General features: G+C 41.6%; 19 protein-coding genes. 14 read left to right on the top strand and 5 right to left on the bottom strand.

Translation table 11 applies throughout. The features are described 5' to 3' along the window. The first annotated feature begins 273 nt into the window (after positions 1 to 273). Both LG307_RS13775 and LG307_RS13770 read left to right on the top strand, forming a co-directional pair. The gene (locus tag LG307_RS13775; protein ID WP_404442929.1) at positions 274 to 972 is read left to right on the top strand and encodes a class I SAM-dependent methyltransferase; all 699 of its coding nucleotides are present in this window, start codon (positions 274 to 276) and stop codon (positions 970 to 972) included. Positions 973 to 1,054: 82 nt separating this feature from the next. Further along, the gene (locus LG307_RS13770; RefSeq protein ID WP_404442926.1) at positions 1,055 to 1,996 is read left to right on the top strand and encodes a hypothetical protein; all 942 of its coding nucleotides are present in this window, start codon (positions 1,055 to 1,057) and stop codon (positions 1,994 to 1,996) included. A gap of 36 nt (positions 1,997 to 2,032) precedes the next feature. Here the strand turns inward: LG307_RS13770 and namA are convergent, their stop codons facing one another. Then, positions 2,033 to 3,049: an NADPH dehydrogenase NamA gene (gene namA, locus LG307_RS13765; protein WP_404442923.1), complete on the bottom strand. Its 1,017-nt coding sequence runs from the start codon at positions 3,047 to 3,049 to the stop codon at positions 2,033 to 2,035. 138 nt (positions 3,050 to 3,187) lie between these two features. Between namA and LG307_RS13760 the strand changes: the two genes are divergently transcribed. The 3 genes from LG307_RS13760 (at position 3,188) to LG307_RS13750 (ending at position 6,497) form a co-directional block, all read left to right on the top strand. Beyond that, positions 3,188 to 4,789 carry a M20/M25/M40 family metallo-hydrolase gene (locus LG307_RS13760; RefSeq protein ID WP_404442920.1) on the top strand — a complete coding sequence of 534 codons (1,602 nt, stop codon included), beginning with the start codon at positions 3,188 to 3,190 and terminating at the stop codon, positions 4,787 to 4,789. A gap of 364 nt (positions 4,790 to 5,153) precedes the next feature. After that, positions 5,154 to 5,663, top strand: coding sequence for an NUDIX hydrolase (locus LG307_RS13755; protein ID WP_404442918.1), 510 nt, complete (start codon positions 5,154 to 5,156; stop codon positions 5,661 to 5,663). Between the two features lie 3 nt (positions 5,664 to 5,666). Next, entirely contained in the window at positions 5,667 to 6,497 is an 831-nt protein-coding gene (locus LG307_RS13750) for a GNAT family N-acetyltransferase (protein ID WP_404442916.1), read from the top strand. 70 nt (positions 6,498 to 6,567) lie between these two features. Here LG307_RS13750 and proC read toward each other — a convergent pair whose 3' ends face one another. Further along, positions 6,568 to 7,407 carry a pyrroline-5-carboxylate reductase gene (proC, locus tag LG307_RS13745; protein WP_404442914.1) on the bottom strand — a complete coding sequence of 280 codons (840 nt, stop codon included), beginning with the start codon at positions 7,405 to 7,407 and terminating at the stop codon, positions 6,568 to 6,570. A 559-nt stretch (positions 7,408 to 7,966) separates the two neighbouring features. On the opposite strand from proC, the gene LG307_RS13740 reads away from it, so the two are divergent. From LG307_RS13740 to LG307_RS13725, 4 genes are all read left to right on the top strand, one after another. Beyond that, positions 7,967 to 8,944, top strand: coding sequence for an MBL fold metallo-hydrolase (locus tag LG307_RS13740; protein ID WP_404442911.1), 978 nt, complete (start codon positions 7,967 to 7,969; stop codon positions 8,942 to 8,944). Positions 8,945 to 8,947: 3 nt separating this feature from the next. Further along, complete coding sequence (locus LG307_RS13735) at positions 8,948 to 9,739, top strand: SDR family NAD(P)-dependent oxidoreductase (protein WP_404442909.1); 792 nt, start codon at positions 8,948 to 8,950, stop codon at positions 9,737 to 9,739. A 67-nt stretch (positions 9,740 to 9,806) separates the two neighbouring features. After that, complete coding sequence (locus LG307_RS13730; protein ID WP_404442906.1) at positions 9,807 to 10,412, top strand: DUF3221 domain-containing protein; 606 nt, start codon at positions 9,807 to 9,809, stop codon at positions 10,410 to 10,412. A 276-nt stretch (positions 10,413 to 10,688) separates the two neighbouring features. Continuing rightward, complete coding sequence (locus LG307_RS13725) at positions 10,689 to 11,450, top strand: ankyrin repeat domain-containing protein (protein WP_404442903.1); 762 nt, start codon at positions 10,689 to 10,691, stop codon at positions 11,448 to 11,450. On the opposite strand, the gene LG307_RS13720 is transcribed toward LG307_RS13725, so the two are convergent. Together LG307_RS13720 and LG307_RS13715 are read right to left on the bottom strand one after the other, a co-directional pair. Further along, the gene (locus tag LG307_RS13720) at positions 11,426 to 11,941 is read right to left on the bottom strand and encodes a hypothetical protein (protein WP_404442900.1); all 516 of its coding nucleotides are present in this window, start codon (positions 11,939 to 11,941) and stop codon (positions 11,426 to 11,428) included. The genes LG307_RS13725 and LG307_RS13720 overlap by 25 nt on opposite strands. 83 nt (positions 11,942 to 12,024) lie before the next feature. Continuing rightward, positions 12,025 to 12,219 carry a YqzH family protein gene (locus tag LG307_RS13715; protein ID WP_404442898.1) on the bottom strand — a complete coding sequence of 65 codons (195 nt, stop codon included), beginning with the start codon at positions 12,217 to 12,219 and terminating at the stop codon, positions 12,025 to 12,027. A 184-nt stretch (positions 12,220 to 12,403) separates the two neighbouring features. On the opposite strand from LG307_RS13715, the gene LG307_RS13710 reads away from it, so the two are divergent. Continuing rightward, positions 12,404 to 13,660: a DNA polymerase thumb domain-containing protein gene (locus LG307_RS13710; protein WP_404450458.1), complete on the top strand. Its 1,257-nt coding sequence runs from the start codon at positions 12,404 to 12,406 to the stop codon at positions 13,658 to 13,660. Between the two features lie 28 nt (positions 13,661 to 13,688). Beyond that, on the top strand, positions 13,689 to 14,012 hold the full coding sequence (locus LG307_RS13705) for a YolD-like family protein (protein WP_404442896.1): 324 nt from the start codon (positions 13,689 to 13,691) through the stop codon (positions 14,010 to 14,012). Between the two features lie 47 nt (positions 14,013 to 14,059). On the opposite strand, the gene LG307_RS13700 is transcribed toward LG307_RS13705, so the two are convergent. Further along, positions 14,060 to 14,299: an HPr family phosphocarrier protein gene (locus LG307_RS13700; protein WP_010194213.1), complete on the bottom strand. Its 240-nt coding sequence runs from the start codon at positions 14,297 to 14,299 to the stop codon at positions 14,060 to 14,062. Between the two features lie 103 nt (positions 14,300 to 14,402). Between LG307_RS13700 and LG307_RS13695 the strand changes: the two genes are divergently transcribed. The 3 genes from LG307_RS13695 to LG307_RS13685 all read left to right on the top strand — a co-directional run bounded on the left by LG307_RS13695 (position 14,403) and on the right by LG307_RS13685 (position 17,107). Continuing rightward, positions 14,403 to 15,230, top strand: a complete 828-nt coding sequence (locus tag LG307_RS13695) for an SPL family radical SAM protein (RefSeq protein WP_404442893.1) — start codon at positions 14,403 to 14,405, stop codon at positions 15,228 to 15,230. Positions 15,231 to 15,361: 131 nt separating this feature from the next. Beyond that, complete coding sequence (locus LG307_RS13690; protein ID WP_404442890.1) at positions 15,362 to 15,979, top strand: HAD family hydrolase; 618 nt, start codon at positions 15,362 to 15,364, stop codon at positions 15,977 to 15,979. Between the two features lie 255 nt (positions 15,980 to 16,234). After that, on the top strand, positions 16,235 to 17,107 hold the full coding sequence (locus LG307_RS13685; RefSeq protein WP_404442888.1) for a DMT family transporter: 873 nt from the start codon (positions 16,235 to 16,237) through the stop codon (positions 17,105 to 17,107).

The raw sequence follows: 17,107 nt of genomic DNA, 5'->3' as shown, positions 1-17,107 counted from the left end.
TACAAATGTTACGAATGGAGAGAGTTAGTGTAAAAGGGGTCACTAATCTGAATGATTTTAGGTCGGATAGAACATCATTTAGTACGTCCTTATCCTATATGTCTATTAGTGTTAATAGAGAAGAAATAGGGGTAGTAATGTTGCGGTAGATAAAGATTTAATAGGGAGTAATGGTTTCCAATTTTACCTATTTTACCTAACTTTAAAGGCGGTGTAACAATAGATTGATAGTATATTGGTACAATATTACATATAAGGTGAGGGGGAGACAAGATGGCTAAAGAAATTGTCAATAATGATGACCTTTTTCAGATGTTAGACGGCCTTTTACGAGAGCCGAGAACTTTTTGGAACGACTTTTATGAGGACAGAAACAAGGAGATCCCATTCTTTAAAGTGAATGGTCCAGATGAAAATTTAGTTTCCTATTTGGAGAACTGCCTGTTACCAAAACGAGTATTAGAGATAGGATGTGGCCCAGGGAGGAATGCAATTTTTCTAGCAAAAATGGGCTGTACAGTAGATGCTATAGATATTTCGGAAAGGGCATTGACTTGGGCCAGGGAAAGGGCTTTTTCTGAAAAGGTGGATATTAACTTTCACCATGCCTCCCTTTTTGAGTATGAAGTGGAACCCCATACTTATGATTTTATCTATGATTGTGGGTTGTTCCATCATCTTCCGCCACATCGCCGGCTGAGCTATGTAGAAACGATAAAGAAAGCACTAAAAAAAGGCGGACACTTCGGTTTGGTCTGCTTTAATACAAAAGCGGCTGCAGAAACTGCTGACTGGGATGTATATGAACAAAAAAGCATGAACGGTGGAATTGGCTATACGGAAGAAAGACTGAAACGTATTTTTTCAAAAGACTTTGAGATAATTGAATTCAGAGAAATGGTAAAAATTTCGCTGACAAATGATTTATTTGGTGAAGATTTTCTGTGGACAAGTTTGATGCAAGTTAAATAAAAATCCTTTTTAGGGAATCTGTAACTAATGGAGCCTTCGTTCGTAGATAGATTATGAGATTTTAATTAAAGGGGGATTTATTTTGTTTGCAGATTTAAATCAGGAGTTAATGGAAGTAAAGGACAACTTGCGTAAGAAAGCAAAGTACGAAGAACATATTGAAAGATTGCATACATATTTGACAGAAGAAGAACGTAAAAGAAGTCAGTTAAAGGCACTGTTGGAAAAAGAAGAAGAGGATGTTGCTCGCCTTGAACGATTTACTCTAACAAGTGTGTTCTACTCAATGACTGGTAAAAAGTTAGAGAAGCTTGATCAAGAACAAAAGGAAGTACTTGCAGCAAAGTTGAAATATACCGAAGCTATGGAGACGATTGAGGACGTGGAGAAGGAGCTGGAAGAGTTTCAATTGTTATTAGCACCCGTTGCTAATTCTGCGATTAGATACGAGAAAATCATCCGTGAAAAGGAAAGATTAATTCACGACACCAATTCGGTGTGGAGTGAAAAATTATTTGATCTTGCGGATAAAGAAGCAGAACTGCAAACGAACCTGAATGAATACGATGAGGCAATAGATGCCGGTCAATTGGCATTGCATGCTTTGGAGCGGGCGTTATCTTCCTTAGATTCTGCTAAAGGCTGGTCCACGTTTGATATGTTCGGCGGCGGGATGGTTTCCACTGCGATGAAGCATAGCCGATTGGATGAAGCAAAAAAACATATTCATCAGGCACAGAATAAGTTGAGAGTGTTCCAAGATGAGTTACTTGATATCAAGCATCACTTTGATTCCACGATTGAAGTAGGCGGGATGCTCACTTTTGCTGATTACTTCTTTGACGGGCTGATTGTCGATTGGATGGTGCACGGGAAAATTACAGAAAGCTATGAACAGACGTCTCAGATTATCGGAAGAGTTTCCAGGTTGCTTGGAAGCTTGAAAAGTCAGCGGGACCAAATGGAGGAAGAGTTGCTTTCTGGTAGAGAAGAAAAGAAAAACCTGCTTGAGTCTTCCATTTAAAAAAAGCGGCCACTCTTCGATGAGTGGCCGTTTGTCTTACCAAGAACGATCATATTGTTTTGGAGATTCAATCTCAACACCGAGTTGTTTAGCCGCTGTTCTCGGAAAGTAAGGATCACGCAGTAGCTCTCTTGCCACAAAAATCAAATCTGCACGGTTATTTCGTAAGATTTCTTCCGCTTGCAAACCGGAAGTGATCAGTCCAACCGCACCAGTATCAATGTCTGCACCGGACTTGATGGTTTCAGCAAAGCCAACCTGGTAGCCAGGGTACACATCAATCGCTGCCGGCACCACTGCACCAGAGCTAACATCTACAAGGTCCACTCCTTGCTCCTTCATCCATTTTGCATAAGTTACATAGTCTTCTGCAGTTAACCCCTCAGGCTGATAGTCATTAGCTGATACACGGACAAATAATGGTCCGTCCCATACTTCCTTCACGCCATCTATGATGCCACGAAGGAAGCGATAGCGATTTTCTGGACTTCCACCGTATTCATCCTTACGTTTGTTCGTTAGTGGTGATAAGAATTCATTGATTAAATATCCATGAGCACCGTGAAGCTCAATAATATCAAATCCTGCTTCCTTGGAACGCTTGGCGCCTTCCACAAATGCAGCGATTGTTTCTTTTATGTCCTCTGTAGACATTTCCACAGGAGTTTTCATTTTTTCGTTAAATGCCAACGCGGTTGGTGCATAGATATCGCCGTCTACCATTGCCTTTCTCCCGGCATGAGCAAGCTGTATGGCAGTTTTAGATCCATGGACCTTTATTTGTCTGTTTAGTTCTTGGAAACCTTGAATATGTTCGTCGTTCCAGATACCAAGGTCTTGAGGGGAAATGCGCCCTTGTGGCTGGACAGCTGTTGCTTCCACCATGATAAGACCTACCTGACCGACTGCACGGGAGACATAGTGGGTCATATGCCAATCTTGAACATGCCCGTCTTCATTATGACTGGAATACATGCACATCGGGGACATGACAATCCGATTTTTCAGTGTGACACCTTTTACTGTATATGGGGAAAATAATGCTGATTTCATAAATGATTCCTCCTATATATTTCGAGTTCCTAAAATATTATATCAAACGTTTTTGTTCCCTCCAAAAGATAGGTGTTCAATTCTTGAAAATAGTAGTATGATAGGAGCAAAATACTACTATCTAGAGGAGGATGGGAGATGCACTGGCAAACGAAAGAGCAGCTGACAAATCTACTTGTATCCCTTGTCCAGCACGGAAGTGTGACATTATCCGGGGAAGAGAAGCGCTTAGCTTCCTTTATTTATTATCAACTGAATCATTTAGATTATTTTCAAGAAAACCCTGGTAATTTGGAACTCCATCGTATGGAAGATGGGCGTTCTTTTGTAACCGCTTTAGTGAAACAGTCTGAGAAAAAAGAAACGATTGTGCTTGTCAGTCACTTTGATGTGGTAGGGGTGGAAGACTACGGGTTTTTGAAAGATCTTGCGTTTCAGCCGATTGAGCTGACCCGGGAGTTAGAACACCATGCAGACGCCCTTCCTGGTGAAGCGAGGGAACACCTACTATCAGGCGAGTGGATCTTTGGTAGAGGGGTCATGGACATGAAAGCTGGACTGGCTCTTCAAATGTCCCTCCTGGAAAAAGCGATTGAGGAAAAATGGGATGTAAACTTGCTCCTATTGGCGGTTCCGGATGAAGAGGTAAACTCACAAGGAATGCTTCAGGCTTTGCCGGCATTGACTGATCTAGCTTCAAGGCATGAGTTGAATTATAAGGCCTGCGTCAATTCCGAACCAATGTTTCAAAAATATCCTGGAGACAATAATCTTTATCTTTATACAGGCGCCATTGGAAAGCTTTTGCCAGGCTTCTTCTGTTATGGAAAAGAAACGCATGTCGGGGAGCCTTTGGCTGGCTTGAATGCTAATCTGATGGTCTCGGAAATTCAAAAGCTGATGGAGTGGAACACAGATTTGTGTGAACAGGTAGGCGCTGAGGTGACACCACCCCCTACTAGCCTGATTCAAAAGGATTTGAAAATGGAATATTCGGTGCAAATCCCTCACACGGCAGTGACATTATATAATGTTTTGTTTATGGAGAAATCACTCACTGATTGGGAGGCAGATTTCCTTCGTATAGCAAAGCAGGCGGCAAAGAATATCAATGAATTTTGCAAAGGAAAAGCCGACCAGTTTAAACGCTTCACGTCTTTTACAGAAATGCCTGTAGACGTAGCGGTATATACCTATGAAGAGCTTCTTGAAAAAGCGAAGGCCATTCATGGTGACCAAGAAATGGACATGAGAATTTCTTCGGTGATTGTTTCCAACTCCCATTTAGATGAAAGGGAGCAGTCCATCAAAGTGGTAGAAGAAGTTGCGTCTTTATGTAAGGATTTGGGACCGATGATCATTCTGTTTTTTGCACCACCTTATTATCCGGCGGTGGCGACAGACAATAAGGAATTATTAGACTCTGCGCGTCAGTTCATCCAGAAGTGGAAAGTGAATGCGGATGTTGAATTTAATGAACAGCGCTATTTCTCAGGCTTATGTGATTTGAGTTTCATAGGAAAAGGGGACTTTTCTGCAAAAGATCGACTTCCATTTAATATCCCAGTGTATGGGGCTACTTACTCGTTACCTTTTGCAGAGATGGAAGCATTGCAGATGCCGGTATTCAACTTGGGGCCAGTGGGAAAGGATCCTCATCAATGGACGGAAAGATTAAATGTGAAATTTTCATTTGAGGAATTCCCGCCGATATTGGCTGATTTTGTGAAGAATTTATAGTTGCTGTAAGTCTGTTTGGGAAGCTTTAGTCTTTCTGGACAGGCTTTTTATTGTTTAGGAATTGTGAAATAGTTGTTTGGGTAATTCTTGATAGTCTTCGGGATGAAGACCTGAGTGACGAGGGAAAAGGAGAAGAGAGGTCTTCGCCTCCGATATGAAGACCTTGGTGACAATGAAATTTTATTGAAATGGTCAAGAATGAAGCGCAAAGGCAAGATAAGGCCAATATTTCAAAGAATCTGGGATCATAATTTCATTTTGGCAGTTACCCGAGGGTAGCTGCTTTTTTGTGTAATTAACCATTATTTATTGGTTAATTATGTTAAAATTGTTATATATGATTAACGACAGGAGTATGATGCACATGACATCTATTCAATTAACTTGGGGCGAGTCAACCGTTCTATTAACCTGGGAAAAGCAGGCTCAACTACCGCTAAGAACTTTGATTACCAGTGTTCACGGCTATTGTTTTTATCAGGATAAGTTGATGCTGGTCAATCTGCGAGATAGAGGGTGGGATTTTCCTGGTGGACATATCGAACTTGATGAAACTCCAGAGAGGTGTTTTCAAAGAGAAGCAATGGAGGAGGGGTATGTGGAAGGAGATTGCAGCTTGCTCGGCTCCATAGTGGTCGATCATCATAATAATCCAAACTGGAACGAGGATAGTCCTTATCCGAGAGTAGGATATCAGGTTTTTTATAGAATGGATATTACGAAGTTTCATAGTTTTAGGGCAGAATATGAATCCTTTGAAAGGATTTTTATAGAACCTATAGATTTACAAAACTACTACAGTGGCTTCAATAAAGTCTATCAAGCCATTTTGTATGATAGCTTAAAAATCAGTTGTTTTCCAAAGAAGGAGTAGCCAATGATCATTGAGTTAAAAAAGCAAGATTTTAAAAAGTGTATAAAGCTATTACACGACAATGGACTTATAGAAGTGAAGGCAATAATCCGGGGGTTCAATTCAGGTCGAGTCTTTGTGGATGATCCAATTTCTCCTTCCACAGGTTTTGTATGGCAAGGGAATAACGACGGTTTCATTTTTTTTGGAAATGAGAACAATCTTTCATTTAACCAAGAGTTGAATAGCTTTATTGAAGAGAAAATAAAACCCGAAGCAGCAAAGGTGGGTCTAAAGTGGTTTGAAGCACTTGGCGATCATGTTGATTGGCATAAAAGCTTAGAAGGAATTTTTCTACATCGCCCACTTGGTAGCTGGAATCAACGAGTCTACCAGTATAGGGGCAACTTTCATGCATTACCTAAAGAAGCTTTCTTACACAATGGATATAAAGTACATAAAATGGATCACTGTTTTTATGCTAATAAAGGAGTGACCAACATGGAAGTTATGGTGGATAAAGTTTTGGATTCTTGGTCTTCGATGAGGGAATTTTTTAATAGTGGTATTGGGTATTGTGTCACCTTCAATAATAAAATTGTAAGTACTTGCTTTACTTTATTTACAGATGGAACATTACACGCTATTGCTATTGAAACGGCGATAGAGCATCGTGGGAAAAAGTTGGCCCAGCATATAACCTATCATTTCATTCAAGCATGCGTGGAAGCGAAAAAAATACCTTACTGGGACTGTGTGGAACATAATAAGCCGTCCATTGCAGTCGCAGAGGCTTGCGGGTTCAAAATGGTATATAGATATTCCGGTTATGAGTTCCCTATTCACTCATCATAAATAAGGTGGATTGCACTTATAAAGGAGAAGCCCTTGGAGCGGGTACCTCCCCAAGTGCTTTTTTCCTTTATTATTTCGACGCTTTCTCCTTCATCTTCTCCGCCATTTCCATTCCCATTTCTCTGGAACGCTCTGTCGCCCCTTCAATACAACTCTCGAATGCTTCGGAGACTTTTCGTTCATCTAGCAGTGAAATCCCTCGCTGTGTCGTTCCTCCTGGACTTGTAACTTCCTTTCTTAAGACTGCTGCATCTTTATCTGTCTCTTGGAGCATGTGTGCGGCTCCAATTAAGGTCTGACTGACAAGCTTTTTGGCAACATCCATATCCAAACCTTGAGCCAATGCTGCTTTTTCCATCGCCTCTGCAATGTAATAGATATAAGCAGGACCGCTTCCGGAAACGCCTGTGACAGCATGAAGTTGGTCTTCTTCCACAATGGTGCATAGACCGATTGCTGAGAACAACGATTGTACTAGCGCCAGGTCGCTTTCCGTAGCAAAGGAGCCTTTTGCAATGGCAGTCGCAGATAGTCCAATGGCTGCTGACGTATTTGGCATGGAGCGGATGACACGCAGCTCTTGTTCGAAAAGGTCTTGGATGACTTCAGTCGAGATGCCTGCCAGTACAGAAACAATAAGCTGCTCTTTTGTTACATATGATTTAATTGTTTGGATTCCATCTTTGGCGTCTTTAGGCTTCATGGCCAAGAAAATCACATCTGCATCTTTAACTGTTGCTTCTTTATGTTCCATAATGGTTACGCCATATTTATTTTTAAGGTTTTCTAGACGTTGTTGGTCCTGTTTGTTTGTCACCCTTATGTTCTCTTTTGTACAGATTTCCTGTTTCAACAGTCCGGCCATAATCGCTTCAGCCATGGATCCCGCCCCTATAAATGCTATCTTCATCGTTAACACGCTCCTTTAAGAATAGAAAAAAGACCTATCTGTCCTATAGAAAAGGACGGATAGGTCTTATCCGCGGTACCACCTTAATTGGTTAGTTGAACCCAGCTTTGATTCCCGTATCGTGGGAGGGCGATCAGGTTTACCTGATTGTTCCTGGGTAGGTTCAAAAGTGCAGGGGATGAGGAGGCCTTTCAGCCGGTGAACCTCCATCTCTTTTCATCTTGCAGCATTCTACTGGTCCCATTCGTCACGTTATCATTTGTAATTTTATACATTATCCATCGGAAGGGGTGGAAAGTCAAGGGGATATTTGTCATGATTTTGAGATTTTTTTGGAGAAAGGTGAACCAACATTCCTTTATAGCGGTTGACGTTATTTCAAAAAAATGAACTGGGAAATTTTATTAGTTATTGAGGAATAACTCTTTCTTTTTTTTCTTATTTAGTGCATTCTATAATTGAATGGTTATTCAATTACGATTATGGGTCTATTATTTCGTTATAATTTTATTGTACATTACATACATATATACATACTAAAACGAATTAAAAGGGGATTATGATGAACGACGTTTCTTGTAAGCAAGAGATCAAACAAATTACAATCCCGACTCCGTTTGCGGTTGGGGACGTACATACTTACATTATTATCACCGATAAAGTGACATTGGTTGATGCTGGTGTGAAAACGATGGAAGCTTGGGAAATCTTTCAGCGCGAGCTTAGCAGTCATGGACTGAAGGTCTTGGACATTGATCAAGTGATCGTGACACATCATCACCCGGATCATGTAGGTTTATTGGATTATTTTCCGGCCAATATACCAGTATACGGGCACAAGCGTGCACATCCTTGGATGACGCAGGATCATCGTTACTTTTCCACACATGAAATTTATTATAAAGAGCTATTTGAGCGTATGGGTGTCGAGCAACGCTTTTATCCGGTATTGGATGCGATCGATAAGCCTTTGCGTTTTGCTTGTCACAGGGGGCTCACTTCTTTCGTCGGAGAAGGAGATCGCCTTGACGGTTTGGCGAATTGGCGCATCATGGAAACACCAGGACATGCAAGCAGTCACCTTGTTTTATTTGATGAAAAGAGTAAAACATTGATTGGTGGGGATTTAATTTTAGCAGATATCTCACCCAATCCATTGGTAGAGCCGCCTTATGTCGACGAAACGGAACGGAAAAAAGCCATGCTTGAATACATTCACTCTATTGAAAAAATGAGGCGGTTGCCAATAAAACAGGTGTTGCCAGGACATGGAGATATTGTCGAAAATGTTCCGGAATTATTAGAGACCCGATTGAAGCAACAGGATAAACGTGCAAACAAGGTATTGAAATTTCTTCAAAATCAACCTGCAACTGCCTATGAAATCTGTCAGTACCTTTTCAAATCTGTCTACGAAAAACAACTTCTGTTGACACTTTCTGAAACGATCGGCCAGGTTGATTATCTTCTTGATAAGGGTTTGATTGTAGAAGATGCAACATCAAAGCCCTATACATATACAGCAGGAGGGAAGTAAACGATGGCTAGTCTTCAAGGTAAATATATTGTTATTACTGGTGCATCAGGGGGAATTGGGAAAGCACTTGCTTTTGAGGTTGCCAAGCGGGGGGCGACACCGGTACTCATGGCAAGATCCTTGGATAAGTTGGAGAAAGTGGCAGCTCAAATAAAGTTGAACCATCAGGTAGAGGCTCCTTCTTATCAGCTGGATGTTCGTAAACAGAAGGATATTGAGCATACTTTCCAACAATTAATGACAGACATACCAGCTGTGGATGTGTTGGTGAACAATGCTGGTTACGGAAAATTTGATGATATTGCCGACCTTTCCCTTGATGACATGAGTGGAATGTTTGAGGTGAATGTGTATGGATTAATCGCCTGTACGAAGATGGTCTTGCCGTCCATGCTCGAGCAAAATCAAGGGCATATCATTAATATTGCTTCACAGGCAGGGAAAATTGCGACCCCTAAATCAAGTGTATATGCAGCAACTAAGCATGCTGTTCTCGGGTTTACTAATAGCATGCGAATGGAGCTTTATGATACGAATATTTTTGTAACATCCGTTAATCCTGGTCCAATCAGGACGGAGTTTTTTGATATTGCGGACTCATCCGGAAGCTATAAGCAGAAAGTGGATAAATGGATGCTTGAGCCTGAATATGTTGCCAAACGGATAGCAGATGCGATGTTCACTCGCACCCGGGAAATTAATCTTCCTGGCTGGATGAACATGGCCAGCAAACTGTATCAGGTGTTTCCGGGAGTGGTGGAGAAATTCGGAGGCAAAGCTTTTCGACAAAAATAATTGGAAAGAGCGGATTCTGTAACCTTTTGTTTTCTCATCCGTCCAATAGAGCAAGAGGTGATTGACAATGAAAACAGTAAAAGTTATGTCACTGTTGGCTTGTTTCCTCCTTTTATTTGGCTGTGGAACAACAGGTGGAAACGGCAATAACAGCTCAGGATCCAATCCGGGGTCTGATGAGGAAGTACCGAATGAAGAACCTGTAGATGACGAGAAACAGGCAGTTGAGGACTTGACTGGGTATATCGTTTCGATTTCAAATGAAGGACAAACACGTATTTTAGTGACGGGTCAGCACCCAAGTAGCGGCGGCTCAGGCACTTCTGCCACGATGTACACTCTTGAGGAGAGTACAAAGGTAGAGAATTCTGAGGGTGAAACGTTGGAAGCAGCTGATCTTATGGTGGGAATGAAAGTGACTGTTTGGAACTCGGGGATTGTAGCGGAGTCCTTTCCAGCCCAGTCTGGTGCCATTAAAGTGGTAGTGGATGCAGAGCAGGATGAATATGAGCAACAGGCTGTCGCCAAGGCGTTAGAGGAAGTGGAAGCAGGTAACCCATGGCACGTCGAGGAAGTGTCGGAACAGGCAGAGGGATTGTATAAGGTGACCTTGAAGAACCTGTTGGATGATAGCGAGCCAGTGGATATTGAGGTGGAAGTGAAAGAGGGATAATATCCTTTGGTGAGACGTCTTGTGTGATTGGTGCAGGGCGTCTTTTTGTTCATTGAGGGTTTCTTTAGTGAGGGTGTTTGTCGATATTTGGCGGAGTTTGTCGGTTGGCATGTATTGCCTTGAGTTTGGACAGTAAATGGGTGAGTTTCGCTTGTATTTTAAATTTTCCGACAGTATTCTCCTCGTAACGGACAGTAAACGGGTTGTTTTCGACAGTAAGTGGTGGCGGATAGGTGATTTTCGTAGCCCTACACATGAAATGGAGGCAAAGTACATATGAATTTTATTTTAGAAGATGAGGATTTAGGTATCGAGGTTATTAAAGTCATTCAAACGGGTGATATTTCAGCGCTTGAGCGTTTACTTGCTGATCATCCCCATCTTGCCATGGCAAGAATTATCGCCGAGGGCTATCAGGATGAAAAATCCGACGCATTTGGAGTATCCCGCACATTGCTTCATGTGGCGACCGACTGGCCTGGTCACTTTCCGAACGGAGCAACCGTTGTACGCACATTAGTGGAGGCGGGAGCCGCGGTGGATGCCAGATTCACAGGTCATCACACGGAAACACCCCTTCATTGGGCTGCCAGCAGTAATGACGTGGAAGTGCTTCAGGCGCTTCTTGATGCAGGTGCGGACATAAATGCCACCGGAGCAGTAATCGCGGAAGGAACTCCATTAGACGATGCGGTAGCATTTGGCCAATGGGAGGCAGCCCGCCTGCTTGTAGGAAATGGAGCACAAACTAAGCTCTGGAATGTAGCTGCACTGGGGATACTGGATGAAGTGAAAAGATACTATGAAGATGCCCAGCTGTTTCCTTCCGCATTTGAAACCACTCAAGCCTTTTGGTTGGCATGCCATGGTGGTCAACTGCTGTCGGCAGAATACTTATTCAGCCAAGGAGCGGATCTTAATTGGATCGGTTATGATGGGCTAACTCCACTTGATGCAGCAGTTCGCAATAACAAGGATGTTAAGCTAATTGAGTGGCTTCATGGGAAGGATGCTTACTCTGCAGGGGACATGAAGTAAGGTCTTTCTTGCACAGGTTCTTTGGCTGAACTCTTACGGACGTACTTCTCCCACATAGCCTGAAAACCATACATCAATATGGATTTTATTAAAAAAAGCCCAAAGAGTTGATGGCGGCTCATTTTTTTCATTTTAAATATTCCTATATGTTCAAATAGAGCACTAAAAGGATAAACAAAAATGGCATCCACAAATGCATTCAAAAGAAAATACAAATAGAATCTTCCATAAGTAAGGCGTAATATCCACAGGGATCCAGCAAAGAACGGTCCCACTATAAATGCAAACTCATTCACAAAATACGGCGGGATTTTTTTATAGATGGCCCACCATTTGTACTTCTCGGCAACAATGCTCTCTAATGCAATCAATATTGACATAAATAATGTTCCGGGCAAAAAACGTTTAAAGTGCTTCCACCCAAGAAAAGGGAGTGTCAGAATGGAGATGAATACCATTATCCATAATACGAGCACAGGCTTTTTCTTCATGATGTCGCTCCTTTTCTAGATGAACTCATTTTTATCATGTGTAATTACCTAGGATTTATGAATTATTTTGCCATGTGCTCTTATCATTTACTTAAATATTCATACACCGCATCTTGTACTACTTCATATACATCCGATTCAGGGTCATTGGCAATTAATTCTTTTATTTCCTCTGCCATTTTTTCATACTCTTCCTCACTAAGGGGAACGGATTCCCAATCATGCTGATATTGAATAAAACAATTTCGAATCATTTTTTTTACTAAATTTCTCTCCATGTCGTTCACCTCATTTCCTTTATTATAAGGGTTTTTCCCACTTCAACAGAAGACGAAAAAGCTGATTGTCGAAACATGTAGTGGAATTTACCATTGAAACCGAACGTATATTCGCTTATTATTAGGTATATACTACTAATACGAACATACTTTCTGTTTTGGTGAGGTGTAAAGGTTCGTGGACATGGATTACAGCAAGATGCCAAACAACAAGATTTTGTGTGTAGATATGAAAAGTTTTTATGCCAGCTGCTCTGCAGTAATGATGGGTCTTGATCCGCTCACCTGTTATTTGGCGGTGGTTGGGGATACGGAACGGCAGGGGAGCGTTGTACTTGCAGCCTCTCCCATGCTAAAAAAAGAGTTTGGAATTAAGACGGGTTCACGCCGGTTTGAAATTCCGAACGACAAACGCATCCATATTGTAAACCCGAAAATGGCAACCTATCTGCGCATCTCCACAGAAATCACCCGACTTTTCAACCGATATGTCCCAAAGGACGCCATCCATACTTATAGTGTCGATGAAAGCTTCTTGCAAGTCGACGGGGTAGAGGCGCTTTGGGGAGATGCCACCACGATTGCTCAAAAAATAAAACAGGACATGGAGCGGGAGTTTCAGCTGCCATGCGCCATCGGGATTGGTCCTAATATGCTCATGTCAAAGCTTTGCCTGGATCTTGAAGCAAAGAAAAAGGGTATAGCGGAGTGGACCTATGACGATGTGAAAACCAAGCTTTGGCCGCTTTCCCCTCTCAGTGAAATGTGGGGAATTGGATCCAGAGTACAAAAAACGTTAAACCGAATGGGAATTTTCAATGTTGGACAGCTTGCGAATTATCCCCTCGAGCTGCTGGAGAAAAAATTTGGTGTGATGGGAAATCAGCTATACTATCATGCCTGGGGGATTGATTTATCAGACCTTGGCGCCCCAATTATTCAGGGGCAGATCAGCTTTGGAAAAAGCCAGATTTTAATGCGCGACTATACAGATCCGAAAGAAGTGAAACAAGTTATCTTGGAAATCTGTGAGGAAGTGGCCAGAAGAACAAGGCATCACCGAAAAGCCGGTCGTACCATCAGTCTTGGAATCGGCTACAGCCGTGATGAACTTGGTGGAGGATTCCATCGCTCCCGGACGATGGAACGCGCAAGCAACGTGACAATGGACTTATACCGTACCTGCCTTGAGCTATTCGAGGAAAATTATGAGCCAAAAACAGTCCGGAAAATTGCCGTTTCGCTCTCTAACATTGTAGAGGACAGCGAAATGCAACTAAATCTGTTTGAACTTGAACAGCCGAAAAAACGCGAACTAGGCTATGTGATGGATACCATCCGCGGAAAATACGGAACCAATGCGCTGTTAAGGGCTGTATCCTATACCAATGCCGGAACTGCCGTGCATAGAAGCAGGTTGGTTGGCGGACATAAGGCTTAGGCTAGAACTTAAGAAAAGGATGTTGAGGATGATACGAGATCGCGGAACCATTAAATGGACGTCCATGATGCTGCCGGAGCATGTCAAAATGCTGCGCGATTGGACCAAAGAGGATCTATACCAAACCAAGCCGGAACTGGATGAACAACGGCTCGAAGAAATGAATGACCTGTTTTGCGAAGCGATGGAAACGGGTAAGGAAGTAACCATCACCTATTATGAAAAAAGAAGATACCATCTGTTTGTAGGGGCGGTACATCATCTTGATGCCTACCAAAGACGATTGCATGTGGTGGATAAATTCGGCGAAGCGGGCAGTTTGAGTGTAGATGATATTTTGGATATTTCCTGACAGAAACAAAACATCCTTCCTAATGAATAAGGAAGGATGCTCCATTATTATTTCTTTTCAAAATAGCCAAGAGCCAAAATGGCTTCAAATACTTCTTCGCCTTCATCAGAAGTAACTTCCACTTCCTGGCCTGGTTGAAGGGCAAGCGCCAAGACACCAAGCAAGCTTTTTGCATCCACTACCCAATGCTCCTTTTTAAATAAAACCGTTCCAGAATAAGAACTGATTGTATTAACTAGATTGCTTGCAGACTCGGCAAAAATAGGTTTTAAAACTGTAAGTACCATATGTATCTACCCCTTTTACATTGTAATACTTTAAGTATAAAGAAAATGATGGAAACAACAAGAGAAAAATATTGATATTAATTATGGAAGGAGGGAGAAAAGGATGAGAGTTGAAGTAACCGAGAAGACACCACAAAAACTTTTAACCAAAGCAAGCGGATTCCTGAAAGGCTATACTCACACCCTCAATCCCTACATAGGTTGTGCCTTTGGTTGTTCCTACTGCTATGTAAGACAAAGCCCGGTTGGTTTGTTCCGCAAACAAGAATGGGGCACATGGGTAGATGTCAAAAAGGATGTAAAAGAGAAGCTGGCGAAAGAAATGCGACTTTTAAGGAAAAAAGACCAGCCCATCAGCATTTTTATGTCTTCGAGCACGGATCCTTATCAACCGGTAGAACAAAAGGAAGAGGTTACCCGAACTCTTTTAGAAGTAATGGTAGAAGAGCCGCCTGACTTTCTTTTTATTCAGACAAGAAGCCCATTGGTAACAAGAGACATCGATCTCCTAAAGAAATTAGGAGACCGCGTGATAGTAAGCATCACAATAGAAACAGACCTGGAAGAGGTGCGTAAAAGATTTTCACCCTCAGCTCCACCAATACCTGCCAGACTTAAGGCGTTAAAAACATTGCATAAGGAGGGAATACCAACCCAAGTGGCTATTGCACCGGCCTTGCCGTTTTCCGAAGAATTTGCGTTAAAACTAAAAGGGATAGTAGACAGGGTATGTGTGGATGATTTTACAGGGGATGGAAGTGGAGGCAAGCGGACGGCACGTTTAGGTGTATATGAAAAGTATGAGGAAATGGAGAAGGTAAATTGGTTGGAGGGGGATGTTCAGCAGGAGGTATTTAGAAAGGTACGTGAGGTATTTCCTGAAGAACAAGTTATCCGAAGTCCAGAGGGGTTCTTTCCGCCAAAGGTGTAAGGAGAATTCAAAGCTTAGAAAGATAATGTTCCTACGCCATTATTCGCAGAAAAAAGCACAAAACGATACAATAGAAGAAATGGTTAGAAGTAAGGCCGGAAAAAACAGAATGAAATCAAGGAGGGTAACAAATGGACAGCATTATTTTTGATTTAGATGGTACGTTATGGGATTCAAGCGAAACAGTACTGGTGGCTTGGAATGAAATTCTGAAAAATGATAAAAAGATTGAGAAGGAGTTAACAAGTGATGATTTGAAAGCTACCATGGGGCTTCAAATGCATGAAATAGAAAAAATTCTCTTTCCGGAAATGGAAGAAACGTATCGTACTCAATTGTCGAACAAATGTTGCGAAGCAGAGAGAGTGCTTCTAGAGCAAAAAGGAGGTCAGCTTTACGACCAGTTAGAAGAAGTGTTAGAGAGCCTATCTCAAAAGTACAAACTTTTTATCGTGAGTAATTGCCAAGAAGGATACATAGAAGCTTTTTATAAATACCATCAATTGGAGACACATTTTATGGACTATGAGAATCCAGGTAGGACAGGACTCTCAAAAGGTGAAAATATAAAATTGATCATGGAACGCAATCAACTTAAAAGCCCCGTTTATGTAGGGGATACACTAGGAGACCAGCAAGCAGCAAAGGTAGCGGGTATTCCTTTTGTTTACGCAAGTTATGGATTTGGAGAAGTGGAAGAATATGATTATATCATTCATTCACTTAATGATCTTCAGGAGATTTTTTAGTGTTCATTTAAAAACCTTGAGGGAATTCCCTTAAGGTTTTTTTATTCAATTAATACGAGTTTGTTTGATTTTGTTGTTGACGGTTTATAAGGGGAGGTGTATAGTAAAAAAATGCAAATAGTAATCATTACGCTTTGTTAGGATGCGCAGTTTTTTAAACGATAGAGTGCAGTATAGTGTTTAAATCGTAATCATTCTATTCTATAGTGTTTTATTAGATAGTGTTTTATTAGACCGTTTCAAGGAGGGGGAGTATTGAATAAAGGGATCCTACTTGCAATTGGGTCATCATTAACATTTAGCATCATGAATGTTTTTGTTAAAGCTGCAAGTGAAACCATTCCAGTGTCTGAGATAGTGTTTTTTCGTAGCTTTATTGGAGCCTTTCTTATTTTCTTTATCATGCGAAAAGCGAAAGTTGCGTTTTCCAAAAGTGGCATTCCGATGCTGGTGCTACGTGGAGCCCTTGGAGCACTTTATCTGTTGGCTTATTTTTTTACCATTGCCCATATTCCTCTTGGGGATGCAAGTATTCTCGCGCATTTATCACCCTTCTTTGCGATCATACTTTCCGGATATTTTTTAAAAGAAAAAATGAACAGGAACATGTTTATGTTGTTTCCTCTATTCATTGTGGGTGCGATGCTTTTGATAAATCCACTTAGTTATGATTCGTACACTGTTTATGCGTTAGTCGGTGTTCTGGGCGCTTTTTTAGCGGCATGTGCAGCCACCTCGATTCGTTATCTGAGCACGAGACATCACAAGTATGAGATTGTTTTTTATTTTCTTGCATCAGGTACATTAGTATCTCTTCCTCTCATGTGGAATGAGTTTGTGTGGCCGACGGCTCTTGGGTGGTTCTATCTACTCTGTATTGGAGTGGTGTCACTAATAGGACAGATCGTGTTAACTAGTGCTTTTACACATGAAAATATCATGGTAGTAGAGGTTGTTCGATACATAGGGATTTTCTTTAATGTAATGTGGGGATTTGTTTTTTGGGGAGAGACTTTAGGAGTCCTCTCACTGGTTGGCGGTGCATTGATCATTGGTGCATCCATTGCGCTTTCCAAACAGAAAATGCCGGAAGCTAAAATCAAACCGAGTCTAGCTAAGGCTGAATAG

The sequence above is a fragment of the Sutcliffiella horikoshii genome (assembly GCF_044809035.1).
Lineage (GTDB): Bacteria > Bacillota > Bacilli > Bacillales > Bacillaceae_I > Sutcliffiella_A > Sutcliffiella_A horikoshii_G.
Note: the sequence above shows the minus strand (reverse complement) of the source record. Positions and strands in the feature narration are given on the sequence as shown.

Bases quoted from the DNA above. Each gene is read 5' to 3' on its own strand.
- proC (WP_404442914.1), bottom strand. From the start codon at position 7,407: ATGAAGATAGCATTTATAGGGGCGGGATCCATGGCTGAAGCGATTATG.
- LG307_RS13700 (WP_010194213.1), bottom strand. From the start codon at position 14,299: ATGGTACTTACAGTTTTAAAACCTATTTTTGCCGAGTCTGCAAGCAAT.
- LG307_RS13755 (WP_404442918.1), top strand. From the start codon at position 5,154: ATGACATCTATTCAATTAACTTGGGGCGAGTCAACCGTTCTATTAACC.
- namA (WP_404442923.1), bottom strand. From the start codon at position 3,049: ATGAAATCAGCATTATTTTCCCCATATACAGTAAAAGGTGTCACACTG.
- LG307_RS13720 (WP_404442900.1), bottom strand. From the start codon at position 11,941: ATGAAGAAAAAGCCTGTGCTCGTATTATGGATAATGGTATTCATCTCC.
- LG307_RS13710 (WP_404450458.1), top strand. From the start codon at position 12,404: ATGGATTACAGCAAGATGCCAAACAACAAGATTTTGTGTGTAGATATG.
- LG307_RS13740 (WP_404442911.1), top strand. From the start codon at position 7,967: ATGATGAACGACGTTTCTTGTAAGCAAGAGATCAAACAAATTACAATC.
- LG307_RS13735 (WP_404442909.1), top strand. From the start codon at position 8,948: ATGGCTAGTCTTCAAGGTAAATATATTGTTATTACTGGTGCATCAGGG.
- LG307_RS13715 (WP_404442898.1), bottom strand. From the start codon at position 12,219: ATGGAGAGAAATTTAGTAAAAAAAATGATTCGAAATTGTTTTATTCAA.
- LG307_RS13705 (WP_404442896.1), top strand. From the start codon at position 13,689: ATGATACGAGATCGCGGAACCATTAAATGGACGTCCATGATGCTGCCG.
- LG307_RS13725 (WP_404442903.1), top strand. From the start codon at position 10,689: ATGAATTTTATTTTAGAAGATGAGGATTTAGGTATCGAGGTTATTAAA.
- LG307_RS13690 (WP_404442890.1), top strand. From the start codon at position 15,362: ATGGACAGCATTATTTTTGATTTAGATGGTACGTTATGGGATTCAAGC.
- LG307_RS13775 (WP_404442929.1), top strand. From the start codon at position 274: ATGGCTAAAGAAATTGTCAATAATGATGACCTTTTTCAGATGTTAGAC.
- LG307_RS13730 (WP_404442906.1), top strand. From the start codon at position 9,807: ATGAAAACAGTAAAAGTTATGTCACTGTTGGCTTGTTTCCTCCTTTTA.
- LG307_RS13695 (WP_404442893.1), top strand. From the start codon at position 14,403: ATGAGAGTTGAAGTAACCGAGAAGACACCACAAAAACTTTTAACCAAA.
- LG307_RS13760 (WP_404442920.1), top strand. From the start codon at position 3,188: ATGCACTGGCAAACGAAAGAGCAGCTGACAAATCTACTTGTATCCCTT.
- LG307_RS13750 (WP_404442916.1), top strand. From the start codon at position 5,667: ATGATCATTGAGTTAAAAAAGCAAGATTTTAAAAAGTGTATAAAGCTA.